At 71.5% G+C, this 20,709-nt stretch carries 16 protein-coding genes and 1 pseudogene; 4 read left to right on the top strand and 13 right to left on the bottom strand.

What is annotated here, in order from left to right; translation table 11 throughout:
- Nucleotides 1-4: 4 nt before the first annotated feature.
- The 3 genes from LNW72_RS21120 to pdhA are packed head-to-tail and all read right to left on the bottom strand — an operon-like array spanning nucleotide 5 to nucleotide 3,578.
- Nucleotides 5-1,402 carry a dihydrolipoamide acetyltransferase family protein gene (locus tag LNW72_RS21120; RefSeq protein WP_250980245.1) on the bottom strand — a complete coding sequence of 466 codons (1,398 nt, stop codon included), beginning with the start codon at nucleotides 1,400-1,402 and terminating at the stop codon, nucleotides 5-7.
- A gap of 56 nt (nucleotides 1,403-1,458) precedes the next feature.
- Entirely contained in the window at nucleotides 1,459-2,433 is a 975-nt protein-coding gene (locus tag LNW72_RS21115) for an alpha-ketoacid dehydrogenase subunit beta (protein ID WP_250980244.1), read from the bottom strand.
- Between the two features lie 8 nt (nucleotides 2,434-2,441).
- Nucleotides 2,442-3,578: a pyruvate dehydrogenase (acetyl-transferring) E1 component subunit alpha gene (gene pdhA / locus LNW72_RS21110; RefSeq protein ID WP_250976833.1), complete on the bottom strand. Its 1,137-nt coding sequence runs from the start codon at nucleotides 3,576-3,578 to the stop codon at nucleotides 2,442-2,444.
- Nucleotides 3,579-3,886: 308 nt separating this feature from the next.
- Between pdhA and LNW72_RS21105 the strand changes: the two genes are divergently transcribed.
- The 3 genes from LNW72_RS21105 to LNW72_RS21095 all read left to right on the top strand — a co-directional run bounded on the left by LNW72_RS21105 (nucleotide 3,887) and on the right by LNW72_RS21095 (nucleotide 6,151).
- Complete coding sequence (locus LNW72_RS21105; RefSeq protein WP_250976832.1) at nucleotides 3,887-4,552, top strand: response regulator transcription factor; 666 nt, start codon at nucleotides 3,887-3,889, stop codon at nucleotides 4,550-4,552.
- 363 nt (nucleotides 4,553-4,915) lie between these two features.
- The gene (locus LNW72_RS21100; protein WP_250976831.1) at nucleotides 4,916-5,101 is read left to right on the top strand and encodes a hypothetical protein; all 186 of its coding nucleotides are present in this window, start codon (nucleotides 4,916-4,918) and stop codon (nucleotides 5,099-5,101) included.
- Nucleotides 5,102-5,116: 15 nt separating this feature from the next.
- Nucleotides 5,117-6,151 (top strand): phosphotransferase, encoded by a 1,035-nt coding sequence (locus LNW72_RS21095; RefSeq protein ID WP_250976830.1) that lies wholly within the window; start codon nucleotides 5,117-5,119, stop codon nucleotides 6,149-6,151.
- Nucleotides 6,152-6,187: 36 nt separating this feature from the next.
- Here LNW72_RS21095 and LNW72_RS21090 read toward each other — a convergent pair whose 3' ends face one another.
- Nucleotides 6,188-7,747 carry a protein kinase gene (locus tag LNW72_RS21090; protein WP_250976829.1) on the bottom strand — a complete coding sequence of 520 codons (1,560 nt, stop codon included), beginning with the start codon at nucleotides 7,745-7,747 and terminating at the stop codon, nucleotides 6,188-6,190.
- A 210-nt stretch (nucleotides 7,748-7,957) separates the two neighbouring features.
- Between LNW72_RS21090 and LNW72_RS21085 the strand changes: the two genes are divergently transcribed.
- Nucleotides 7,958-9,685, top strand: a complete 1,728-nt coding sequence (locus LNW72_RS21085; RefSeq protein ID WP_250976828.1) for a protein kinase — start codon at nucleotides 7,958-7,960, stop codon at nucleotides 9,683-9,685.
- 116 nt (nucleotides 9,686-9,801) lie between these two features.
- Here LNW72_RS21085 and LNW72_RS21080 read toward each other — a convergent pair whose 3' ends face one another.
- The 9 genes and pseudogenes from LNW72_RS21080 to LNW72_RS21040 all read right to left on the bottom strand — a co-directional run bounded on the left by LNW72_RS21080 (nucleotide 9,802) and on the right by LNW72_RS21040 (nucleotide 20,659).
- A complete protein-coding gene (locus LNW72_RS21080; protein ID WP_138351235.1) occupies nucleotides 9,802-10,347 on the bottom strand; it encodes a bacterial proteasome activator family protein in 546 nt (181 codons plus the stop codon).
- Between the two features lie 142 nt (nucleotides 10,348-10,489).
- Nucleotides 10,490-13,342, bottom strand: a complete 2,853-nt coding sequence (locus LNW72_RS21075) for an ABC transporter permease (RefSeq protein WP_250976827.1) — start codon at nucleotides 13,340-13,342, stop codon at nucleotides 10,490-10,492.
- Nucleotides 13,339-14,076 carry an ABC transporter ATP-binding protein gene (locus tag LNW72_RS21070; RefSeq protein ID WP_138351233.1) on the bottom strand — a complete coding sequence of 246 codons (738 nt, stop codon included), beginning with the start codon at nucleotides 14,074-14,076 and terminating at the stop codon, nucleotides 13,339-13,341. The genes LNW72_RS21075 and LNW72_RS21070 overlap by 4 nt, the downstream gene beginning before the upstream one ends.
- A 59-nt stretch (nucleotides 14,077-14,135) precedes the next feature.
- Entirely contained in the window at nucleotides 14,136-14,843 is a 708-nt protein-coding gene (locus LNW72_RS21065) for a PadR family transcriptional regulator (protein ID WP_250976826.1), read from the bottom strand.
- 76 nt (nucleotides 14,844-14,919) lie between these two features.
- Complete coding sequence (locus LNW72_RS21060) at nucleotides 14,920-15,252, bottom strand: hypothetical protein (protein WP_250976825.1); 333 nt, start codon at nucleotides 15,250-15,252, stop codon at nucleotides 14,920-14,922.
- A gap of 630 nt (nucleotides 15,253-15,882) precedes the next feature.
- Nucleotides 15,883-16,839: an NAD(P)H-quinone oxidoreductase gene (locus LNW72_RS21055; RefSeq protein WP_250976824.1), complete on the bottom strand. Its 957-nt coding sequence runs from the start codon at nucleotides 16,837-16,839 to the stop codon at nucleotides 15,883-15,885.
- A 10-nt stretch (nucleotides 16,840-16,849) separates the two neighbouring features.
- Entirely contained in the window at nucleotides 16,850-17,854 is a 1,005-nt protein-coding gene (locus tag LNW72_RS21050) for a potassium channel family protein (protein WP_250980243.1), read from the bottom strand.
- A 257-nt stretch (nucleotides 17,855-18,111) separates the two neighbouring features.
- The gene (locus tag LNW72_RS21045; protein WP_250976823.1) at nucleotides 18,112-19,713 is read right to left on the bottom strand and encodes a molybdopterin molybdotransferase MoeA; all 1,602 of its coding nucleotides are present in this window, start codon (nucleotides 19,711-19,713) and stop codon (nucleotides 18,112-18,114) included.
- Nucleotides 19,710-20,659: pseudogene (locus tag LNW72_RS21040) on the bottom strand (NTP transferase domain-containing protein). The gene LNW72_RS21045 and the pseudogene LNW72_RS21040 overlap by 4 nt, the downstream one beginning before the upstream one ends.
- Nucleotides 20,660-20,709 lie beyond the last annotated feature (50 nt).

Genomic DNA, 20,709 nt, shown 5'->3' with positions numbered 1-20,709 from the left:
TGAACTACGCCCAGGTCAGCAGGCGCTTCGGCTGCTCCAGGAGCGCCGCGACATCCGCGAGCACCTTCGAGCCCAGCTCGCCGTCGACCACCCGGTGGTCGAACGACAGGGCCAGCGTGGTGACCTTGCGGACCTTCACCTTGCCCTTGTGCACCCAGGGCATGTCCTTGACCGCGCCGAAGGCGAGGATCGCGGACTCCCCCGGGTTCAGGATCGGCGTACCGGTGTCGACGCCGAAGACGCCGACGTTGGTGATGGTCACCGTGCCGCCCTGCATCTGCGCGGGAGAGGTCTTGCCTTCCCGTGCGGTCGCCACCAGCTCACCGAGCGCGGTGGCCAGTTCGGGCAGCGTCTTCGCGCCGGCGTCCTTGATGTTCGGCACGATCAGCCCGCGCGGGGTCGCCGCGGCGATGCCCAGGTTCACATAGTCCTTGCGGACGATCTCCTGGCCGGCCTCGTCCCAGGTCGCGTTCACCTCGGGGTTCCGCCGGATCGCCACCAGCAGCGCCTTCGCCACCAGCAGCAGCGGGCTGACCTTGCGGCCCTCGAACGCCGGGTCCAGCTTGAGCTCCTGGACCAGCTTCATCGTCCGCGTGATGTCGAACGTCACGAACTCCGTGACGTGCGGCGCGGTGAAGGCGCTCGCGACCATCGCCTGCGCGGTGGCCTTGCGGACGCCCTTGATCGGCGTACGGATCTCCCGGGCACCCGGCTCCACGACGACCGCGGGACCCGCGGCGGCAGCGGCGGGCGCCGCCGCCACGGCGGCGGGCTCGGACGGCGCGGGCGCGAGCGCCGCGTGCACGTCCTCGCGGGTGATGGTCCCGTCCCGGCCGCTCGGGACGACCGAGCTCAGATCGATGCCGAGGTCCTTCGCGAGCTTGCGCACCGGGGGCTTGGCCAGCGGCCGGTCCCCGGCCGGCGCGGCGAGGCCGGTGGCCCCGTTCACGCCGTGGCCGTTCAGCTCCGCCGCCGGCCGGCCCTTGGGCCGGTCCGCCGGCTGGGCCGGGACCGCGCCCGGCGTCCTGCGGGCCCGGCGGACGGTCGACGCCTCGGAGACGCCGTAGCCCACCAGCACCGCCTGCCGCTTCGCCGGCTCGGCGGGCGCCGCGGGCGCCGCTTCGGCCGGCACGGCCGCGGCCGGGGCCACGGCGGCGGCCGGAGCCTCGTCCGGGGCGCCCGGGGTGGTGTCCACCGAGATGATGGCGGTGCCCACGTCGACCGTCTCCCCCTCGGGGAAACGGATCTCGTGCACGACGCCGTCGAACGGGATCGGCAGCTCGACGGCCGCCTTCGCCGTCTCGACCTCGCACACGACCTGCCCGTCGGTGACGGTGTCACCCGGCTTGACGTACCACTTGAGGATCTCGGCCTCGGTGAGTCCCTCGCCCACATCGGGCATCTTGAACTCGCGGAAGCGCTGCGCAATGTCGGTCACAGTCACGCTCTCCTCGCCTCTCAGTACGCCAGCGCGCGGTCGACGGCGTCGAGTACGCGGTCCAGGCCGGGCAGGTACTCCTCCTCGAGCCGGGCCGGCGGGTACGGGGCGTGGAAGCCGCCGACCCTCAGCACGGGAGCCTCGAGGTGGTAGAAGCACCGCTCGGTGATCCGGGCGGCGATCTCCGCGCCGGTCCCCAGGAAGACGGGAGCCTCGTGCACGATCACCAGCCGGCGGGTCTTCTCGACCGACGCCTGGATCGTGTCGAAGTCCATCGGCGACAAGGACCGCAGGTCCACCACTTCCAGGCTACGACCCTCCTTGGCGGCGGCCGCGGCGGCCTCCATGCAGACCTTCACCATGGGACCGTACGCCGCCAGGGTGAGATCGGTGCCGGCGCGGGTCACCCGGGCCTTGTGCAGCGGGCCCGGAATGGCCTCGGTGTCGACCTCGCCCTTGTCCCAGTAACGGCGCTTCGGCTCGAAGAAGATCACCGGGTCGTCGCAGTCGATGGCCTGCCGCAGCATCCAGTAGGCGTCCTGCGGGTTGGACGGCGAGACCACCTTCAGGCCCGGGATGTGCGCGAAGAGCGTCTCCGGGGACTCGCTGTGGTGCTCGACCGCGCCGATGCCGCCCGCGTACGGGATGCGGATGGTGACGGGCATCTTGACCTTGCCCAGCGCCCGCGCGTGCATCTTGGCGAGCTGCGTGACGATCTGGTCGTACGCGGGGAAGACGAAGCCGTCGAACTGGATCTCGACGACCGGCCGGTAGCCGCGCAGCGCCAGGCCGATCGCGGTACCGACGATGCCGGACTCGGCCAGCGGGGTGTCGATGACCCGCTCCTCGCCGAAGTCCTTCTGCAGGCCGTCGGTGATGCGGAAGACGCCGCCGAGCTTCCCGATGTCCTCGCCCATGAGCAGGACCTTGGGATCGGTGTCCAGCGACTGGCGCAGCGCCTCGTTGAGGGCCTTGGCCATGGTCAACGTGGTCATGGTCATGGTCAGTGCCCCTCAGTCTCGTCGGCGAACGACGCGAGGTACTCGGCGAACTGCGCGCGCTCCTCGTCGACGAGCGCGTGCCCGTCCGCGTAGACGTTCTCGAAGATCGCCATGGTGTCGGGGTTCGGCATGGTGCGCACGCCGTCCCGCACCCGCTTGGCGAGCGCGTCGCTCTCCTTGTCGATCGAGGCGTAGTACTCCTCGTCGGCGAAGCCCTCGGCCTCCAGGTACGTCTTCAGCCGCAGGATCGGGTCCTTCAGCTCCCACTGCTCGCGCTCCTCGTCGGCGCGGTAGCGGGTGGGGTCGTCGGTCGTGGTGTGCGCGCCCATCCGGTAGGTGAACGCCTCCACGAGCATCGGCCCCTGGCCGGTGCGGGCCCGCTCCAGGGCCGCCTTGGTGACGGCCAGCACGGCCAGCACGTCATTGCCGTCGACCCGGACGCCCGGGAAGCCGAAACCGGCCGAGCGCTGGTAGATCGGCACCCGGCTCTGCTTCTCGGTCGGCTCGGAGATCGCCCACTGGTTGTTCTGGCAGAAGAACACCACGGGGGCGTTGTAGACGGCCGCGAAGGTGAAGGCCTCCGCGACATCGCCCTGGCTGGAGGCACCGTCGCCGAAATAGGCGATGACGGCGGAGTCCGCGCCGTCCTTGGCGACACCCATCGCGTAACCGGTCGCGTGCAGCGTCTGCGAGCCGATGACGATCGTGTACAGGTGGAAATTGTTCTCGTTGGGGTCCCATCCACCGTGATTGACCCCGCGGAACATGCCCAGCAGGTTCAGCGGGTCCACATCGCGGGTCCAGGCCACACCGTGTTCGCGGTAGGTCGGGAAGACGTAGTCGTCCGGACGGGTGGCCCGTCCCGATCCGATCTGTGCCGCCTCCTGGCCGAGGAGCGAGGCCCAGAGGCCCAGCTCGCCCTGCCGCTGCAATGTGATCGCCTCGGCATCGAAGCGGCGGGTCAGCACCATGTCGCGGTACAGGCCACGCAGCTCGTCCGGGGTCAGGTCGATGGAGTACTCGCTGTGCTCGACGCGCTTGCCCTCGGGGGTCAACAGCTGTACGAGCTCGGGCTCGCCCCCACGGCGCTTCGCGCCGCCGCGGGTGGTCCTCCGCGCGGCAGTGCTCTTCACGCTCACGTTCGCTCCTCCGTCTGTCCGGCCCCCGGGATCCGCCGGGAGGCCAGTTGCGGCTCACCTGGTTCGACGCGGCGCACGGGGTATGTGCGGCATGGCCGAGCCAGGCGTGACAGTGCCCCGGCAAGTGGCCTGCAAGAAAGACGTTACCTACTACATCCGCAATCGCGCGAAGGCGTCCTACCTGCGGTTTTGCTTGGATTACCTAGTAAATAGGCGTTGTCGCAGGCCACCGGGACAGAGGAACGGTATCTCGCGGATCGAAATGGCGTAAGAGGTTCTGAGATCGAATCGTGTGGGATGCTCGATTCGTGCGCGAAGACGGAAAAATCCATGTATTCCTCCTCGATGACCACGAAGTGGTCCGTCGGGGCGTCCATGAGCTGCTCTCCGTAGAGACCGATATCCAGATCGTCGGTGAGGCCGGAACGGCCGCCGAGGCCCTGACCCGGATCCCCGCCACCCGCCCTGACGTCGCGGTCCTGGACGTCCGGCTGCCCGACGGCAGCGGTATCGAGGTCTGCCGGGAGATCCGGTCCAACGATCCGGGCATCAAGTGCCTGATGCTCACCTCGTTCGCCGACGACGAGGCGCTCTTCGACGCGATCATGGCCGGCGCGGCGGGTTACGTGCTCAAGGCCATCCGGGGGACGGACCTGCTCAGCGCCGTCCGTGACGTCGCCGCCGGGAAGTCGCTGCTGGACCCCGTCGCGACCGCCCGGGTGCTGGAGCGGCTGCGGCACGGCGCGGACAAGGGCGACGACCGGCTCGCCGACCTGACCGAGCAGGAGAAGAAGATCCTCGACCTGATCGGCGAGGGCCACACCAACCGGCAGATCGGCGAGAAGCTGCACCTCGCCGAGAAGACGGTCAAGAACTACGTCTCCTCGCTGCTCTCCAAGCTCGGCATGGAGCGCAGGACCCAGGCGGCCGCCTACGTCGCCAGGATGCACGCCGAGGAGAACCAGCGGCGCTGAGGCGCCCGGGGCGCCCGGCCGGCGCTCCAGGACCCGCACAGCCGCCCCCGCGGAGCCAGGGACCAAGGACCCTGCCGATCGGGGGCCGCCGCCCCTGTCCCGTCCCGCCCGCCGAACGCCACAGTGGAGAGATGTCCCCACAGGAACGACGCGCGATCGAGCTCGTGGCCGCCGTCCGCTACGGACGCCTGGCCCTCTCGCGCCATGCCATGCCCTACATCGCCGTCGCCCGGCACGTCGTGGTGGACGACCATGTGCTGATCCGCGTCCACCCGCGGCTGGGACATACACGGCGCCTGCGACGGCTCCGTCGTCGGCTACCAGGCCGACAACCTGAACACGGCCACGGACTCCATCTGGGCCGTGCACCTCACCGGCACCGCCCGCGTCGTCCCGGCACCGGAGAGCGCGGACGAGATCTTCGGACCGCTTCCCTCGTTCGTGGACGAGGAGGCCTTCGATCCGGTGTATCTGCGGATCGACCCGCAGTTCGTGGACGTCCAGTTCGTGAAGGGTGTCGCAGGGTGGCCGGAGCTGCACGCCGCGTGATCTACGATTTCCCGGGTGACGGGCACGGCGACGGAGCTGCTCGCTGAGCGCACGCTCGGCACACTGCTGCGCCGTTACGAGGGCGTGGGCACCCCACTGGCCTGCCATCCGGTCCCCCAGGGACTGCTGAACCGCGGCTACCGGCTGGCCACCACCCGCGGCCGGTTCTTCCTCAAGCACTACGTCGCGCCGGACACCGCGGACGCCGCCGTCATCGCCCGCCAGCACCGCGCGACCCTGCTCCTGGACGGCCTCGGGCTGCCCGTCGCCGCCCCGGTCGCCGACACCGAGGGCCGGACCGTCGCCGTCGTCGGCGGGCGCTGCTACGCGCTCTACCCGTGGGTCGAGGGCCGGCACCGGGAGGGCACCGAGCTGACCGCCGCCCAGTCCCGGCGCCTCGGCGCGCTCCTCGGCCATGTGCACGCCGGTCTGGCCCGCGTACAGCCCCCGCCGGAGGCGGACCGGGTCCCGCACCCCAGCGCCGACCCCGGGCGGACGTACGCGCTCATCGACGAGCTGCTGGACCTGGCCCACGCGCACGAGCCGCGCGAGACCTTCGACGAGCTGGCCGAGCACCGGCTGCTGGAGCGCCGCACCCTGCTGGAACGGCACGCCCATCGCCGCCCGCCCGCCCCGGACGGGCCCGCCACGGGCTGGGTGCACGGCGACTTCCACCCGCTGAACCTGCTCTACCGCGGTGACGAACCCGTCGCCATCGTCGACTGGGACCGCCTCGGCGTGCAGCCGCGCGCGGAGGAGGCGGTACGGGCCGCCGCGATCTTCTTCGTCCGGCCGGGTGACGGCAAGCTCGACCTGGCGAAGGTGCGGCCCTACGCGCGCGCCTACCGGCTCGCGGCCGGGGTGACCGCCCAGGAGCTGGCCGCGGCGGTGCACCGGGTCTGGTGGGAGCGCCTGAACGACTTCTGGATGCTGCGCTGGCGCTACCAGGAGCGCGACCGGCGCTCCGACCCGCTCTTCCCGGCGTCCTCCGCGCTCGCGGTGTGGTGGACCCGCGAGTACGAGGCAGTCAGCGACGCGTTCACCGGCTGACCGGCCGCGGGGCCGGGGCCGGTGAACGCGGTCCGGTCAGCCGGTGCCGGGCTTGCCGTTGTTGCCACCGCCGCCGGGGGGCGTCGTCGCGGGCTTCGTCGTCGTGGGGTCGTCGGTCGGCGTGTCGGACGGCTCCGAGGTGGTCTCGGTGGGCGTCGAGGACGGGGACTCCGTCTCCGTCTCCGTCTTCGTCTCCGTGGGCGTCGGGGAGGTGGTGCGCGTCTGCCGGTGGGACGGCGTCGTCGTCGGCGGCTGCGTGATGCCCCCGTCGCCCTGGTTCGGATCCGTGGAGGTGTCCTGGCTCGGCGCGGAGCTCTGGTCCTGCGAGCTCTGCACGCTCGACGGCGCCACGTCCTGGCCCGGATCCTTCTTGTTCCCGGCGTGCCCGACGGCGAAGTACACGCCCATCGAGATCGCCAGCACCGCGGCCAGCACGAAGAGCACCGGCTTGAGCCACTTGTTGCCCCCGCCGCCGCCATGGCCGCCGTGCTGCGGTTCGTGGTAGCCGTGCGTCTCGTCCGCTCCGCCACCGGACGCGCCCAGCAGCAGCGGCCGGCTGAACTCCGCGGTGGTGCTGTTGCCCTGCCGCCCGATCGTCGGGCCGGGGCTCATGCCGGTGCCCGCCGACGGGGTGACCGGTGCCGAGTGCGGTACGACGCCGGTGTCCCAGACGTTGTTCCAGCCGCCCTGCTCCTGCAGCATGTGCAGCGCGTACTGCACGACGCCGCGCATCTCCTCGGCGCTCTGGAACCGGTCGTCCGGGTGCTTGGCGAGCGCGCGCAGCACCAGGCCGTCGAGCTCCGGCGGCACCCGGTCGCTGACGGTGGACGGCACCTGCGGTTCGTCCTGCACGTGCTGGTAGACCACCGACAGCGGCGTCTCGCCGGTGAAGGGCGGCCGCAGCGCCAGCAGCTCGTAGAGCATGCAGCCGGTCGCGTACAGGTCGGAGCGGTAGTCGACCGCCTTGCCGAGCGCCTGCTCGGGGGAGAGGTACTGCGGGGTGCCCATGACCATGCCGGTCTGGGTCATGGTGCTGGCCGCGCCGTGCAGCGCGCGGGCGATGCCGAAGTCCATGACCTTGACGGCGCCGGTGTTGGTGATGATGACGTTGGCCGGCTTGATGTCACGGTGCACGATGCCGTGCTGGTGGCTGTAGGCGAGCGCCTCCAGGACACCGGAGATGATGATCAGCGCCTGGTCGATGGGCGGCGCCTCGGCGCCGGTCAGCAGGTCGCGGATGGTGTGCCCGTCGACCAGCTCCATGACGATGTAGGGGACCGTGCCGGTGGGGGTGCGGTCCTCGCCCGAGTCGTACACGGCGACCACGGCATGGTGGTTCAGCCCGGCGACCGACTGTGCCTCGCGGGTGAAGCGCGCCTTGGAGACCGGGTCCTCCGCCAGATCGGAGCGCAGCAGCTTGATCGCCACGATCCGGCCCAGCCGTACGTCCTCGGCCGCGAAGACCTCGGCCATTCCGCCGCGTCCCAGCCGGTAGGTCAGCCGGTAACGGCCGTCACCGACCATCCCTTGCGCGCCCCACAATTCGGGCGAATCGGACGCTCCGGTTCCTGCGGTCGTCTCATGGGGGTCGACCATCAGTCCTCGCCGTCGCTTGGTGCCTCGCCTTACAGGTTTTCTGGTCGGCCACGCTACCGTCTCCGGGGACGGTGCCGGGCCGCTCATGTATGGGCCCGATGCGCATCAGGTGACGAGATGGTCAACGAACTTGACGTGCCCGCGCGATAAGCCAGACTTGGCGGGCAAGCCGGCGGGCCGATGGGCCCTCTCTAGGGGGAAGCGGTACAGATGAGCAGCGGGGACGGCGCGCAGACCGATTACGCGGGTCGCTCGGTCGGAGGCGGTCGCTATGTACTGCGCGATCTCCTCGGCGAGGGCGGCATGGCATCGGTGCACCTGGGACACGACACGGTGCTGGACCGCCCGGTCGCCGTCAAGACACTGCACACGAGCCTGGGGAACGAACAGTCCTTCCGTGAGCGGTTCCGCCGCGAGGCGCAAGCTGTGGCCAAACTGAACCACACCAACATCGTCTCGGTCTTCGACTCCGGCGAGGACACCCTCGACGGCGCGATGGTCCCGTACATCGTCATGGAGTACGTCGAGGGCAAGCCGCTCAACGTGGTGCTGGCCGAGGACGTCGCGCAGTACGGCGCGATGCCGGCCGAGAAGGCACTGAAGATCACCGGCGATGTGCTGGCGGCCCTCGCGGTCAGCCACGAGATGGGCCTGGTGCACCGCGACATCAAGCCCGGCAACGTGATGGTGACCAAGCGTGGTGTGGTCAAGGTCATGGACTTCGGCATCGCCCGGGCCATGCAGTCCGGCGTCACGTCGATGACCCAGACCGGCATGGTCGTCGGCACCCCGCAGTACCTGTCGCCCGAGCAGGCGCTGGGCCGCGGCGTCGACGAGCGGTCCGACCTGTACTCCGTCGGCTGCATGCTCTTCGAGCTGACGACCGGCCGGATCCCCTTCGAGTCGGACTCGCCGCTGGGCATGGCGTACCAGCACGTGCAGGAGATCCCGCCCGCGCCGTCCCAGTACAACCGGGCGATCACCCCCGGGGTCGACGCGCTGATCGCGCGGGCCCTGAAGAAGAACCCGGCGGAGCGCTTCCCGACCGCGGACGCCATGCACGACGAGCTGGAGCGGGTCGGCGCCTCGACGCAGGCCGGCACCACCCCGCTGATCATCGGCGAGGGCCCGCACGCCCGCAGCCGCGGCGAGGGCGTCTCCGCGACGGTCTTCCCGCCCGCCCAGGGCGCGCTGCACACCCCGCCGCCGAACGTCCACAGCCCGTACCAGACGCCCACGCCGCAGCACAGCGCCTACGGCCCGAGCACCCCGGCGCCCGCGACCCCGGCCGCGTACGGCTACCCGCAGCAGGTCCAGCAGCAGGCGCCGCAGTATCGGACGCCGGCTCCGACGGCCGGGTACCCGATGCAGCCCGGCACGGTCTCCGGCGGACCCGGTGGCGGCGGCAACGGCGGCGGCAGGTCGAGCCGGACCGTGCTGATCGGCGCCACGGTGGCGGTGGCCGCCATCTGCCTGATCGTCGGCCTGATCGTCAAGATGCAGGGCGGCTCGGACGACACCGCCGGCAAGGGCACCGACACCGCCTCCCCGTCCACGTCCGCCGGCCAGTACGTGCCGGGTGCTTCCAGCGGCGGGACCTCGCCGTCGACCGCGGCGAACAACGGCGGGGTCGTCGAGGGCGACAAGACCCGGACGCTGGAGTCGTCGGCGTGCACCGGGGCCACCCAGGGCTTCACCAACACGGACCCGAACATGGTCCTGTTCCCGCAGTTCAACACCAAGTACCGGGACTCCGTCGAGGCGTGCCTGAAGGCCGCCGGCTGGAAGTACACGGTGAAGTACACGAACGAGCAGCAGTGGGGCAAGGGCGCGGTCGTCGACCAGACGCCGAAGGCGCTGGCCGACTACAACGTCACGTGGAAGAACGACGCCAGCAAGATCACCATCTGGGTCTCCACCGGCAAGGGCGCCAGCTGATCCGGCGACAACGGCGGTAACCGCGGAGGGCCCGGCACACATGATGTGTGCCGGGCCCTCCGCGGTGATGTGTCGGTGCTTCCCGGATCCTGGAGGTACGGGTGGTTCCCGGATTCCTAGAGGTACGGGCCGGAGCGGGCGCCCGGGTGGCCGCCCTCGTCCTCCTCGTGCCCGCCCACACCCGGCGGGAGGGCACGGCGCATCTGCTCCAGCTGGGCCCTGGCGGCCATCTGCTGGGCGAACAGCGCCGTCTGGATGCCGTGGAAGAGACCCTCCAGCCAGCCGACCAGCTGCGCCTGGGCGATGCGCAGCTCGGCCTCGGTGGGGATCGAGTCGTCGTTGAAGGGCAGCGAGAGCCGTTCCAGCTCCTCCACCAGCTCGGGCGCGAGACCGTCCTCCAGTTCCTTGACGGAACTGGCGTGGATCTCCTTGAGACGAACGCGGCTCGCCTCGTCGAGCGGCGCCTGCCGCACTTCTTCCAGAAGCTGCTTGATCATGCTGCCGATACGCATGACCTTCGCCGGCTGTTCCACCATGTCTGTCACCGGGACCTCGCGCGATTCCTCGCCGCCGCCAGGGGTGCCGCCGAGCGCCATTCCGTCCGGTCCCACGATCAGGACCTGCGGGCTCTCCTGCGACCGTTCGTTCATCGGCATCTCCATGCCGCCATTCTCTCGCACACTGCGTTCTCCTGAAGGTGTGCCCCCTGATGCGGCTGATCCACCACGTCAGAGGGCACACATTCGGCTGGTCAGGCGGTATTCCGCGGGACGGTGACCCGGTCCGCGGCGCCGCTGTCCTCCGCTACGACGCCTCGCGGCGGGACAGCGAGGTGCGGGACCGGGTGACCAGGGCCGCCAGCAGCGCCGCGCCCAGCGGGACGGCGACGATCAGCGCCGCCAGGGTCGACCAGGGAATGACGATCGGGATGTGCGGAGCACCGCCCATGCCGCCCCAGCCCCGGTCCAGCGCCTCCTGGTAGAACTTCAGCTGCTGCCGTTCCTCGGCCTTGCGCAGCCCGATCGCGGGCAGGACGCCCGCGGCCGAGCCGAGGACGACACCCATCACGGCCACCACCCCGCACTGGAAGCCGGACAGCGTCCGCCGCACCCGTGGATCGGCGCCGATCGCCGCCAGGGTCTTCAGGTCGGGCTCGGCGTCCGCCTGGGCCAGACCGGTGGCGATGCCCGCGGCACCGATGGTGACCAGACCGGCGAAGACGGTCAGCGCCAGCAGGATGATGTTGTTGTCGCTGACGTAGCCCTCCTCGACATACAGGCTCGGATCGGCGCCCAGTTTGGCGAGATCGTCGTCCAGCGCCTGCTGTTCCTTGCTGCTGGGCACGTTCTCGTTCACGAAGTACGAACCGAAGGGAACGGTCTGCAGCCCGGCGGCCTTCGCCGTGGCCGGCGTCATGATGGCGCGGACGCCGTAGGACTCCGTGCCGTCCTGGGCGACGTACGTGGGGAACGACTTCAGCGGTCCGACGGCGTCCTGACCCTCGGGGACCGGCTTCGAGGAGTCCTCGACGATCCGGAAGGTGAGCCGGTTCTTCTCCACGTAGTGCTTGTCGAACAGCACCGTGTGGCCGGCCGCGAGCGCCTGCTCGGCCCCGGGGTCCTTGATGCCGAGCGCGTGGAGCAGCCCGGCGTCACCGATCAGCACATCGGAATCCGTGCTGATGGCGCTGCTGTGGTACCTGCGGTCGCAGCGCCAGTCCTTCGCCAGCTTGCGCCGCTCGGCCACGCTGAACTTCCGGTCGGCGTCCGGCCCGTCCGTGGGGCAGGCGTTGGCCGGGGGCAGCACCATCTCCGCCCGGCCGCAGCCGGGGTTGCTCCGGTACATCGAGCAGGTCTTCTTGCCGACGACCACCCGTGAGACATCCGCGCGGGACGAGACCGGGAAGCGCTTCTCGATGGCCGCCCGGACCGCGTCCAGGTCACGGCCCTGCTCCCGTTCGATACTGACCGCCACGACACCGTAGGGCGCCTGCGCCTCGTACCCGTTGCGCGACTCCAGATCGCTGCTGGCGGTGTACGTCGCCACCGCGACCGTGCCCGCGACGGCCGCGAGGACGGCGGCGACGGCCGGGGCCGTGCGACCCCGGTTGCGCACCGCGTCACGCAGGGCGAGCCGCGGGGAGAGCGGCAGCCAGCCGCCGAGCCGTCCGAAGAGCCCGACCAGGGTCGGGGTCAGCGCGACGATGCCGAGTTCGGCGATGGCGGAGCCGCCGCCGACCGCGAGCACGTTGTCGGTCTTCATCGAGCCGAAGACCGCGATACCGACGCCGAGACAGACGGCGGCGAGGCCGAGCACCGGCAGCACCCGGTTGGCGTGCCGGACGCCGCGGCGACCGGTCAGCGCGGCCAGCACGCTCTGCCGGGAGGCGACGACGGCAGGGACGATGGCGGCCAGCAGTCCGGTGAGGATCGCGAGCAGCCCGATGCCGAGGAGTTCGAGCGGGTGCACCGAGATACCGCCGAAGCGCGCACCGGTGTACTGCTCCAGCGGCTCACGGAGCGCGAAGGTCAGCGCGAGACCGAGCACCGTGCCGACGAAGGCGGCGACCACACCGATCACCAGACCGCCGGACAGCACGATCGCGCGGATGTGGCGGCGGTCGCCGCCGTTGGCCCCGACCAGCCCGAGCTGGCGGCGCGAGCGGCGGGCGCCGACCGCGAAGGCCGGTCCGGCGAGCAGGCAGATCTCCAGCATCGCCAGGCCGACGATGGTCGCGCCCACGGCGAGCAGCGCGGCCTTCTCAGCGGTGCTGCCGCCGTAGCTCTGGTTCCAGTCCGGGTACTTGACGAACAGCGGCACCTCGGAATCGGCCGGCGGGTCGAGCGACACCGCACGGGAGTGCGCGACGACGCTCTTGGCGTTGATCCCCTTCACCATGTTCCACGTGAAACCACCGTCCACGGCCACGAGGTACTTGGACGAGATGCCCGGCCCATCGCGTCCTGCCGCCTTGAGGGCCTTGGCGAGCGGCGCGAGGAAGGCGCCCGGCAGCGCGTTGATCTGCGTCGTCTTCAGCTCACCGGGCAGGTCGTAGGCGCCGACGATCTTGTACTTGGTGGCCAGGTCACGGGCGGAGACCGATGAGCCGACGTGCAGACCGCTCGTCTTGAGGAACGCGTTGGTCGCGATGACCTCGTCCGGTGCGTCCGGGAAGTGACCGCGGTCCAGCTCCATGATCCCGGCGGCCATCGGGTCGGAGGCCTTCAGTTCACGGATGTCGACGTCCAGCAGGCCGTACTTCGTGTGGACCTTGCCCGTGCCGACGGAGTCCTTCAGCGTCTTCGCCCCGGCGGGGATGGCGGCCGGGACATCGACTCCGGGACCGCTGCCGCCCGGGATCGTCTGGCCGGAGGCGTTCTCGTTGACCAGCGACTTGTTCTTGCCGTCCGGGGACTGGTAGACCGGCAGGCCGTCGTACCCGGCGTCGGAGAGCTCGGCGTCGGCGGCACCGAGGGCGCGGGTCAGCGACTGCTCGGCGGTCAACTGCGAGCTGCGGATGGTGATGTCGGCGGCGCTCACGCCCAGGATCGGCAACGCGATCATGGCCAGGACGAGGATGCTGCGTCCCTTGAAGCGCCAGGCGTCACGCCGCGCGATGCGCACCGCGGCACGCCAGGAATTGAGCCAGCCGTTCACTGAGCCACACCGCCGGTGAGCAGCGACTCGGCGTTCGAGCGCAGCGTCGTGTCGACGACGGAACCGTCCCGCAGGAAGACCACCCGGTCCGCCCAGGCCGCGAACCGCGGCTCATGGGTGACCAGGACGCCGGCCGCACCCGCGTCACACCGGGCCCGCAGCAGCGCGAGCACCGACTCGCCGGTCTCGGAGTCCAGCGCACCCGTCGGCTCGTCGGCCAGCACCAGCCGGCGGTCGCCGACCAGCGCGCGGGCGATGGCGACCCGCTGCTGCTGACCACCGGACATCTCGTCCGGGAAGCGGTCGGCGAGGTGGTCGAGGTCCATCTCCTGCAGCGAAGCCAGCGCCTCTCGGCGGGCCTTGCGGGCGGAGGTGCCGTCGAGCTCACGGGGCAGGGCGACGTTCTCGACGGCGGTCAGCGCCGGTATGAGGTTGTAGTCCTGGAAGACGTACCCGATGCTGCGGCGGCGCAGCGCGGCCATCTGCTTGCGGTTCGCGGTGGTGAGATCGGTGCCCTCGACGAGCACCCGGCCCGAGGTGGGGAGGTCGAGTCCGCCCGCGATGGTCAGCAGCGTGGACTTGCCGGAGCCGGACGGCCCCATGACGGCGACGAGTTCACCGGGGAAGACGGACAGGTCGATGCCGCGCAGCGCGTGCACTTCCGTGGTGCCGCTGCCATGAACTCGGGTCAGCTCCTGCAACTGCAGGACGGGCTGATGCTCTTGGGCAGACATGGGTTGATCCCCCTGTGATCAGGTCTGTGGTCAGGTCGGAACGTTGTGCGGCGTACGGGTCAGCGCCGGCCGGGCCTCGAACGCGCCAGAGCGGCACGCAGTCCCTTGTCGTGCGCGGCTTCCTGCTTCGAGCTCTGGTGCGGGGCCTGGTGCGGGGCCTGGTGCGGGGCCTGGTTCGGGTTCGGGTTCGGGTTCGCGTCGTTCACGCCGCCTTTGTCGGTGGCGATCGCGTCGGCCAGCCGTACGAGCCGGGTCTCCGCGTGGTCCAGCCAGCGCGCCTCGGCCTCCGCCTGGAAGATCAGCTGCTCGATGACGAGCAGCCACGCGACGTCGTCACGGTTCTGGTCCTGCTCCAGCGCGACGAGCGCCTGGGCCTTCAGCCGGGTGTAGTCCTGCAGGGCCTGGAGGGTGTGGTGCCGTTGCGCCTGGATGACGGCACGGATGTCGATGTCGGACGAGCCCACGGCCATCGCGAGCTTGATCGCCAGCTCGTTGCGGGGTGGATTCGCCCGGTCCACAGGTGTGGAGAACCAGGTGCGCAGTTCGCTGCGTCCCTCATCGGTGATGGCGTACAGCGCGTGGCCGCCGTCGTCCTCCCCGGCCGGCACGACCAGACCGTCACGCTCCAGCCGTCCAAGGGTCGTGTAGACCTGGCCGACGTTCAGCGGCCAGGTGGAACCGGTACGGGACTCGAACTCGGTACGCAGCTGGAACCCGTAGCGGGGACCGCGATCGAGGAGGGCCAGGAGGCCATGACGGATCGACATACTGAGTATGTATACCGAGTATGGTCACGGAGAGCAAGGTCGGGCCCGCCGACACTCGCCGTCACTCGCCGACGGATCAGCTTCTGCGGAGGCGCAGACCCAGGAAGCCGAGGCCCAGCCCGACCAGGGCCAGCCCGGCGCCGAGCGGCAGCACGCTCACCGCACGGCCGACCGGGTCCCCGGCCTCCTCGTCGACGGCGGGAGCGACGCTCGCAGCGGCCGCCGGAGCGGGCGCCTTCGGCAGCGCCGGAACGGGGACGACGACCGCGGCGGACGGCTGGGGCATCGGGAGCTCGTACGCCTCGGTGCCGCCCGAGCCCTCCGGCTGAACCGAATCCGGAGGCTCATACTCCGCTACGTACAGGTCCTCGTCGGACGCGGTGTCCTCCGCGCTGTCCGGGGCCGACATCCCGTGCGCCCATCCCTTGCGCCACGGGCCCTGCTTCTTCCCGTCGGGCTTCGTCGTGCCGGGCTTCGCCGTGGCCGGTTTCGTCGTGGCGGGCCGGGGCGTGACGGGCTTCGGCGTGCTGGGTTTCGGTGTTGCTGGCTTCGGCGTTGTGGGCTTCGGCGTTGCTGGCTTCGGCGGTGTGGGCTTCGGCGGTGTCGAGGTGGTGCCGGGCCGCGGCGGTTGCTCCGGGGTCATGGGAGGCGCGGGTATCCCGGGGAGGGGCGGCACGGGAGGCACGGGAGGCTTCGGCTGTTCCGGCTGTTCCGGCTGCTTCGGCTGTTCCGGCTGTTCCGGCTGCTTCGGCTGCTTCGGCTGCTGCGGTTGTTCCGGCAGCCGGGGCGTCGCGGGCGGCGGAGCCGCGAACACGGCACCGGCGCCTGCCGACGCCGTCGCGCGGCCCTGCGCGGCCCACCCGGGCGCCACCGGCAGGAGCAGAAGCGCTCCGGTCAGTACGGCTGCCGCCGTCACTCGCCCACCGGGTGCCGAACGCAAGACGCCCGCCCCTCTCAGCCGCCGACTTCATATGTGGCACAAGCCTCACATGAAGCGCCAATTGCGGCATCTTGGGCGGGCGTCGGGGGACGGACGACCTCAGACCGTCAGGACGACCTTGCCGATGTGCGCGCTGGCTTCCACCACGCGATGGGCCTCGGCGGCGTCGGTGATCGGGATCGTACGGTCGACGACCGGCCGCACCGTACCGGCCTCCAGCAGCGGCCAGACATGCTCACGCACCGCGGCCACGATCGCGGCCTTCTCACCCAGCGGGCGCCCGCGCAGCGAGGTCGCCACGACCGCCACCCGCTTGACCAGCATCGTGGCGAGGTTCAGCTCGCCCTTGACGCCGCCCTGCAGACCGATGATGACGAGCCGGCCGTTGACCGCCAGCGCGTCCACGTTCCGCTCGAGGTACTTCGCGCCCATGATGTCGAGGATCACGTCCGCCCTGACCAGCTCCGTGAAGTCCTGCTCGCGGTAGTTGACCAGGATGTCCGCGCCCAGCTTCCGGCAGGCCTCCAGCTTCTCCGCGCTGCCGGCCGTCACCGCGACCTTGGCGCCGACCGCCTTCGCGAGCTGGATCGCCATGGTGCCGATGCCGCTCGAACCGCCGTGGACCAGCAGCGTCTCACCGGGGCGCAGGTGCCCGACCATGAAAACGTTGGACCAGACCGTACAGACGACCTCGGGCAGCGCGGCGGCGGACACCAGATCGACGCCCTTGGGCACCGGCAGCAGCTGACCGACCGGCACGACGACCTTCTGCGCGTAGCCGCCGCCCGTCACCAGCGCGCACACCTCGTCGCCGACCGCCCAGCCGGACACACCGGGGCCGAGCGCGGAGATCCGGCCGGAACACTCCAGGCCCGGGTAGGCGGACGAGCCGGGCGGCGGATCGTAGAAGCCCTGACGTTGCAGCAGATCGGCACGGTTGACGGCGCTGGCCACGACCTCGACCAGGACCTCACCCGCGGCGGGTTCGGGGTCCGCGACCTCGGCCCAGACGAGCGCCTCGGGTCCGCCGGGTTCGGGGATGGTGATCGCATACATGAGCGCGAGGCTACCCTCCGGACGGCAGATCGGGACCCGCACGGTGAATCGCGATCAGGCGGTCGGCGAACTGCAGCGTGGCCGCTTCCGGATCGTCGAAGCCCAGCAGCCGGTGGCCGCGCTTGATGGAGACGACCAGATCGGACACGTCCCGCGGCGCCATGCCCACCTCCGCCTTGGTGACCGGCCGCTCGATGAGATCGAGACCGCTGCCGTACGTGATCAGGTCGTCCATCACCTGCCCCACGCTCGGGCTCAGCATCGACAGGCCCAACAGCCGGCCTGCGGCGCTGGAGCTCGTGATCACCGCGTTGGCGCCGGACTGCCGCAGCAGCGGTGCGTTCTCCTCCTCGCGCACCGAAGCGACGATGTTCGCCCGCTTGTTGAGCTGGCGCGCGGTCAGGGTGACCAGCACGGCGGTGTCGTCGCGCTGCGCCGCGATCACGATCTCCTTGGCGCGCTCGGCCTCGGCGCGCAGCAGCACGTCGTTGCGCGTGGCGTCGCCCACCACCCCGACGAAGCCCTCTGCGGTGGCCGCCTGGATCACCTTGGGGCTGGGGTCGACGATCACGATCTTCCCGACCGGAATCCCCCGGCCGAGCAGCGTCTGCGCGGCGGACCGGCCCTTGGTGCCGTATCCGACGATGACGATGTGGTCGCGCAAGGTGGACCTCCAGCGTTTGAGCCGCCATTGCTCGCGGGTGCGCTCGGTGAGCACTTCGAGGGTGGTGCCGACCAGGATGATCAGGAAGAGGACGCGCAGCGGCGTCACCAGGAAGACATTGCACAGCCGCGCGCTGACGCTGTAGGGGACGATGTCGCCGTAGCCGGTCGTCGAGAGCGTGACCGTCGCGTAGTAGAGCGAGTCGAGGAACGAGACGGAGTCGTCAGCGTTGTCGTGGTACCCGCCGCGGTCCAGATAGACGATGAGAACCGTGGCGAGCAGCACGAGCAGCGCCATCGCCAGCCGCCGGGACACCTGGACCAGCGGGCCGATGGTCTGCCGGGGGAACATCACCTTGTAGGCGAGGCTGCCCGGGCTGTCGTGGTCGGCGGGATGGCTGCCGCGGTGGCCGCTCCCGGCGGGGTCGTGGGTGTGGTCATTGGTGTGCAGGTCGTCGGTGTGGGGGTCGTGCGGGTCGGTCCCGTGGTCGGCGCCGCTGTCCGCCCGGCCCGCGGCAGCGTCGTGGCGGGGCAGTTTCAACGGACTTCACCTCGTGGTTCTCGTGGCTCGCATCGGTCGCGTCGCCCTCTCGGCTTTCGGAACCGGCATCAGCAACCGGCGGTCCCCCATGCCAGATCGAGCACGGCCGTCTCCTGACCGGCCGCCGCGCCGCCGGGCGGAATGACCGCCAGCCCGTCGGCGGTGGCCAGGCCGCGCAGCATGGCGGGGCCGTGGAAGTGCAGCGGGACGACGGCCGATTCGTCGTCGAAGACCACCGGCACCAGCCGGGTGTCGGTCGGATGGCCGGGCACGTCGGCGGTGAGCTCCGCGGTGTACGGCGCCGGGACCGGACGGCCCGCGAGCGTACGCAGCAGGGGAGCGACGAGGGTGATGACGCCGGAGACCGCCGCCAGCGGATTGCCCGGCAGCCCCACGAGGTGCCCGCCCCCGGGGAGTTCGGCCAGCAGCATGGGGTGGCCGGGGCGCACGGCGACCCCGTCGACGAGCAGCTTCGCGCCCAGCGTGTGCAGGACGGGGTGGACGTGGTCGACCGGACCGGCCGCCGTCCCGCCGGTGGTGATCAGCAGGTCGGCGGTGGATTCACCGATCGCGCTCATGAGGGCGTCGACCTCGTCGACGACCCGCCGGGTACCGGTCACCTCGGCGCCGAGCGCCTCCAGCCACGGCGCCAGCATCGGGCCGAGGGCGTCCCGGACGAATCCGGCGTGGGGGAGTCCGTGGTCGAGCAGTTCGTCGCCGAGGACCAGCACCTCCACCCGGGGGCGGGTGATGACGCGCAACTCGTCGTACCCGGCGGCCGCCGCGAGACCGAGCACCGCGGGGGTGACGACGACGCCGGGGGAGAGCAGTTCCTCTCCCCCTCGGCACTCCTGGGCGCGCGGGCGTACGTCCTGGCCGGGGGTGGGCGCGCCGTGGGTGGCGTGCAGCAGCCCGCCGTCGGTACGCCGTTCGGTGCGGCCGTGCTCGTGCCGGATGATCGCGGTGGCGCCGGGCGGGAGGGCCGCGCCGGTCGCGATCGCGATGGCGTGGCCGTCGAGCAGCGCCACTCCGGGCCGCTGGCCGGCGAGGAGCTGCCGGGTCTCCAGCATCCAGGGGCCGGGGCCCGCCACGGCCCAGCCGTCCATCGCCGAGGTGTCGAAGGACGGCAGATCGGTCAGCGCGGTGAGCGGGGCGGCGAGCGCGTGCCCGAGCGCTCCGGCGAGCGGCCGGCTGACGGCGGGCAGCCGCCGGCCAGCGGCACGTGCGGCTCTGCGGGCCTCGGGCCAGGTGAGGTCGTGGTGCCGGGTCCGGGCCCGGGAGGCGGGCTCGTCGGGCTCGGGTTCGTGTCTGGGTTCGGAATCGCGCCCGGGTTCGCGCCCGGGTTCGGGTTCATGTGCGGGTTCGCGTGCGGGGTCGCGTGCGGGGTCGGGGGCTTTCGCGCTGCCGGTGTCGAGCCCCGCGATGGCGAGGGGATCGAGGCTGGGGGTGAGGTCGGGGCCGGGACGAGCGTTGCGGTCGCCGCTTCGGCCCGTCCCGCCGTCCGCGCCGCTGTCCGCGCCGCCGCCCAGGCCGACGGGCCCGGGCCCGGCCGGCCCACCGGTCGCGTACGCGTGGGTGGTCCGGCCCTCGTTGGCGAGCAGCAGGGCCTCGCCCATCGCGCTGAGGGCGGCCGCCTCCTGGTCCGCGGGCCCCGTCGTCCGGCCCGTCATCCGGCCGGGGTCCCTGCCTCGGAAGGCCCGGGATCGCTGCTGCCAGCGGCCTCGGCGGCCTTGGCGGCCGCGGCGGCCTCGGTGGACCAGCGTTCGGCGAGTTCGGCCGCCTTGCGGGCAGCGGTGCGCACTTCCTCGGGGCCGCCGCCCGACCGGGCGGCGGCGTAGCCGACCAGGAAGGTGGTCAGCGGTGCGGCGGGGCGGGCGACACCATGCGCGGCATCACGGGCGAGGTCGAGGAGGACTTTGGTGTCGACCTCGAGCTCGATCCCCAGTTCGGCCTTGGCTGCGGCGATCCATTCATCCAACACAGGCCCATCGTCCCCGATGCGGGGCCCATCGCCGCGCAGGCTCACCCCTGTTCCGGTCGGGCCCGTGCGGCGGCGACATCGTCCCAGGTGTCGCAGTCGAAGGAATCCGAGCCCGAGGGGTCCGGCAGCCGGTGCAGCCGCAGCTCCTCGGTGAGCAGTCGCAGCGGCAGCCCGGCGAGCGTGCCGTGCTCGGTGGCGATCAGTGCCAGCCCCCGGCGCAGCGCCTCCGCACGGTAGGCCGCGGCCAGCGGCTGGTCCCGGCCGGACGGATCGGTCAGCACGACGCCGTCCACGTCCGGCTCCCGCCGCAGCGACTCCCGCAGGGCGTCCGCCGTGGTCCGCGTCAGGAACGGCATGTCGGCGGCGAACACCAGCACCGTGTCGGAACCGGCCCGCGCCAGACCGGCGGCGAGGGCGGGCAGCGGTCCGCCGCCCGGCGGATCCTCCCGGGCCCACAGCACCGGCCGCCCGGTGGGCCTGCGCGGACCGACCACCACCGTGTCGACAGCGCCCTCGCAGGCCTCCAGCACCCGGTCGAGCAGCGGCCGCCCCGCGACCTCCAGCCCCGGCTTGTCCACCCCGCCCAGCCGCCTGGCGGCGCCGCCTGCCAGCACCACGGCGTCATGTGCAGTCATACCGCGCAGTATGCCGTGCGGCCGGGTCCGGCGGTCCGGCGTGGTCGTGC

Origin of the sequence: Streptomyces sp. RKAG293 (assembly GCF_023701745.1) — a bacterium.
In the GTDB taxonomy this organism is placed as follows: domain Bacteria; phylum Actinomycetota; class Actinomycetes; order Streptomycetales; family Streptomycetaceae; genus Actinacidiphila.
Note: the sequence above shows the minus strand (reverse complement) of the source record. Positions and strands in the feature narration are given on the sequence as shown.

What these genes read in the sequence shown, in the direction of transcription:
- LNW72_RS21045 (WP_250976823.1), bottom strand. Translation starts at nt 19,713, where the DNA reads ATGACGGGCCGGACGACGGGGCCCGCGGACCAGGAGGCGGCCGCCCTC.
- LNW72_RS21090 (WP_250976829.1), bottom strand. Translation starts at nt 7,747, where the DNA reads ATGGTCGACCCCCATGAGACGACCGCAGGAACCGGAGCGTCCGATTCG.
- LNW72_RS21115 (WP_250980244.1), bottom strand. Translation starts at nt 2,433, where the DNA reads ATGACCACGTTGACCATGGCCAAGGCCCTCAACGAGGCGCTGCGCCAG.
- LNW72_RS21065 (WP_250976826.1), bottom strand. Translation starts at nt 14,843, where the DNA reads ATGTCGATCCGTCATGGCCTCCTGGCCCTCCTCGATCGCGGTCCCCGC.
- LNW72_RS21085 (WP_250976828.1), top strand. Translation starts at nt 7,958, where the DNA reads ATGAGCAGCGGGGACGGCGCGCAGACCGATTACGCGGGTCGCTCGGTC.
- LNW72_RS21070 (WP_138351233.1), bottom strand. Translation starts at nt 14,076, where the DNA reads ATGTCTGCCCAAGAGCATCAGCCCGTCCTGCAGTTGCAGGAGCTGACC.
- LNW72_RS21080 (WP_138351235.1), bottom strand. Translation starts at nt 10,347, where the DNA reads ATGGAGATGCCGATGAACGAACGGTCGCAGGAGAGCCCGCAGGTCCTG.
- LNW72_RS21055 (WP_250976824.1), bottom strand. Translation starts at nt 16,839, where the DNA reads ATGTATGCGATCACCATCCCCGAACCCGGCGGACCCGAGGCGCTCGTC.
- LNW72_RS21120 (WP_250980245.1), bottom strand. Translation starts at nt 1,402, where the DNA reads ATGCCCGATGTGGGCGAGGGACTCACCGAGGCCGAGATCCTCAAGTGG.
- LNW72_RS21060 (WP_250976825.1), bottom strand. Translation starts at nt 15,252, where the DNA reads ATGTCGGCCCCGGACAGCGCGGAGGACACCGCGTCCGACGAGGACCTG.
- LNW72_RS21050 (WP_250980243.1), bottom strand. Translation starts at nt 17,854, where the DNA reads ATGTTCCCCCGGCAGACCATCGGCCCGCTGGTCCAGGTGTCCCGGCGG.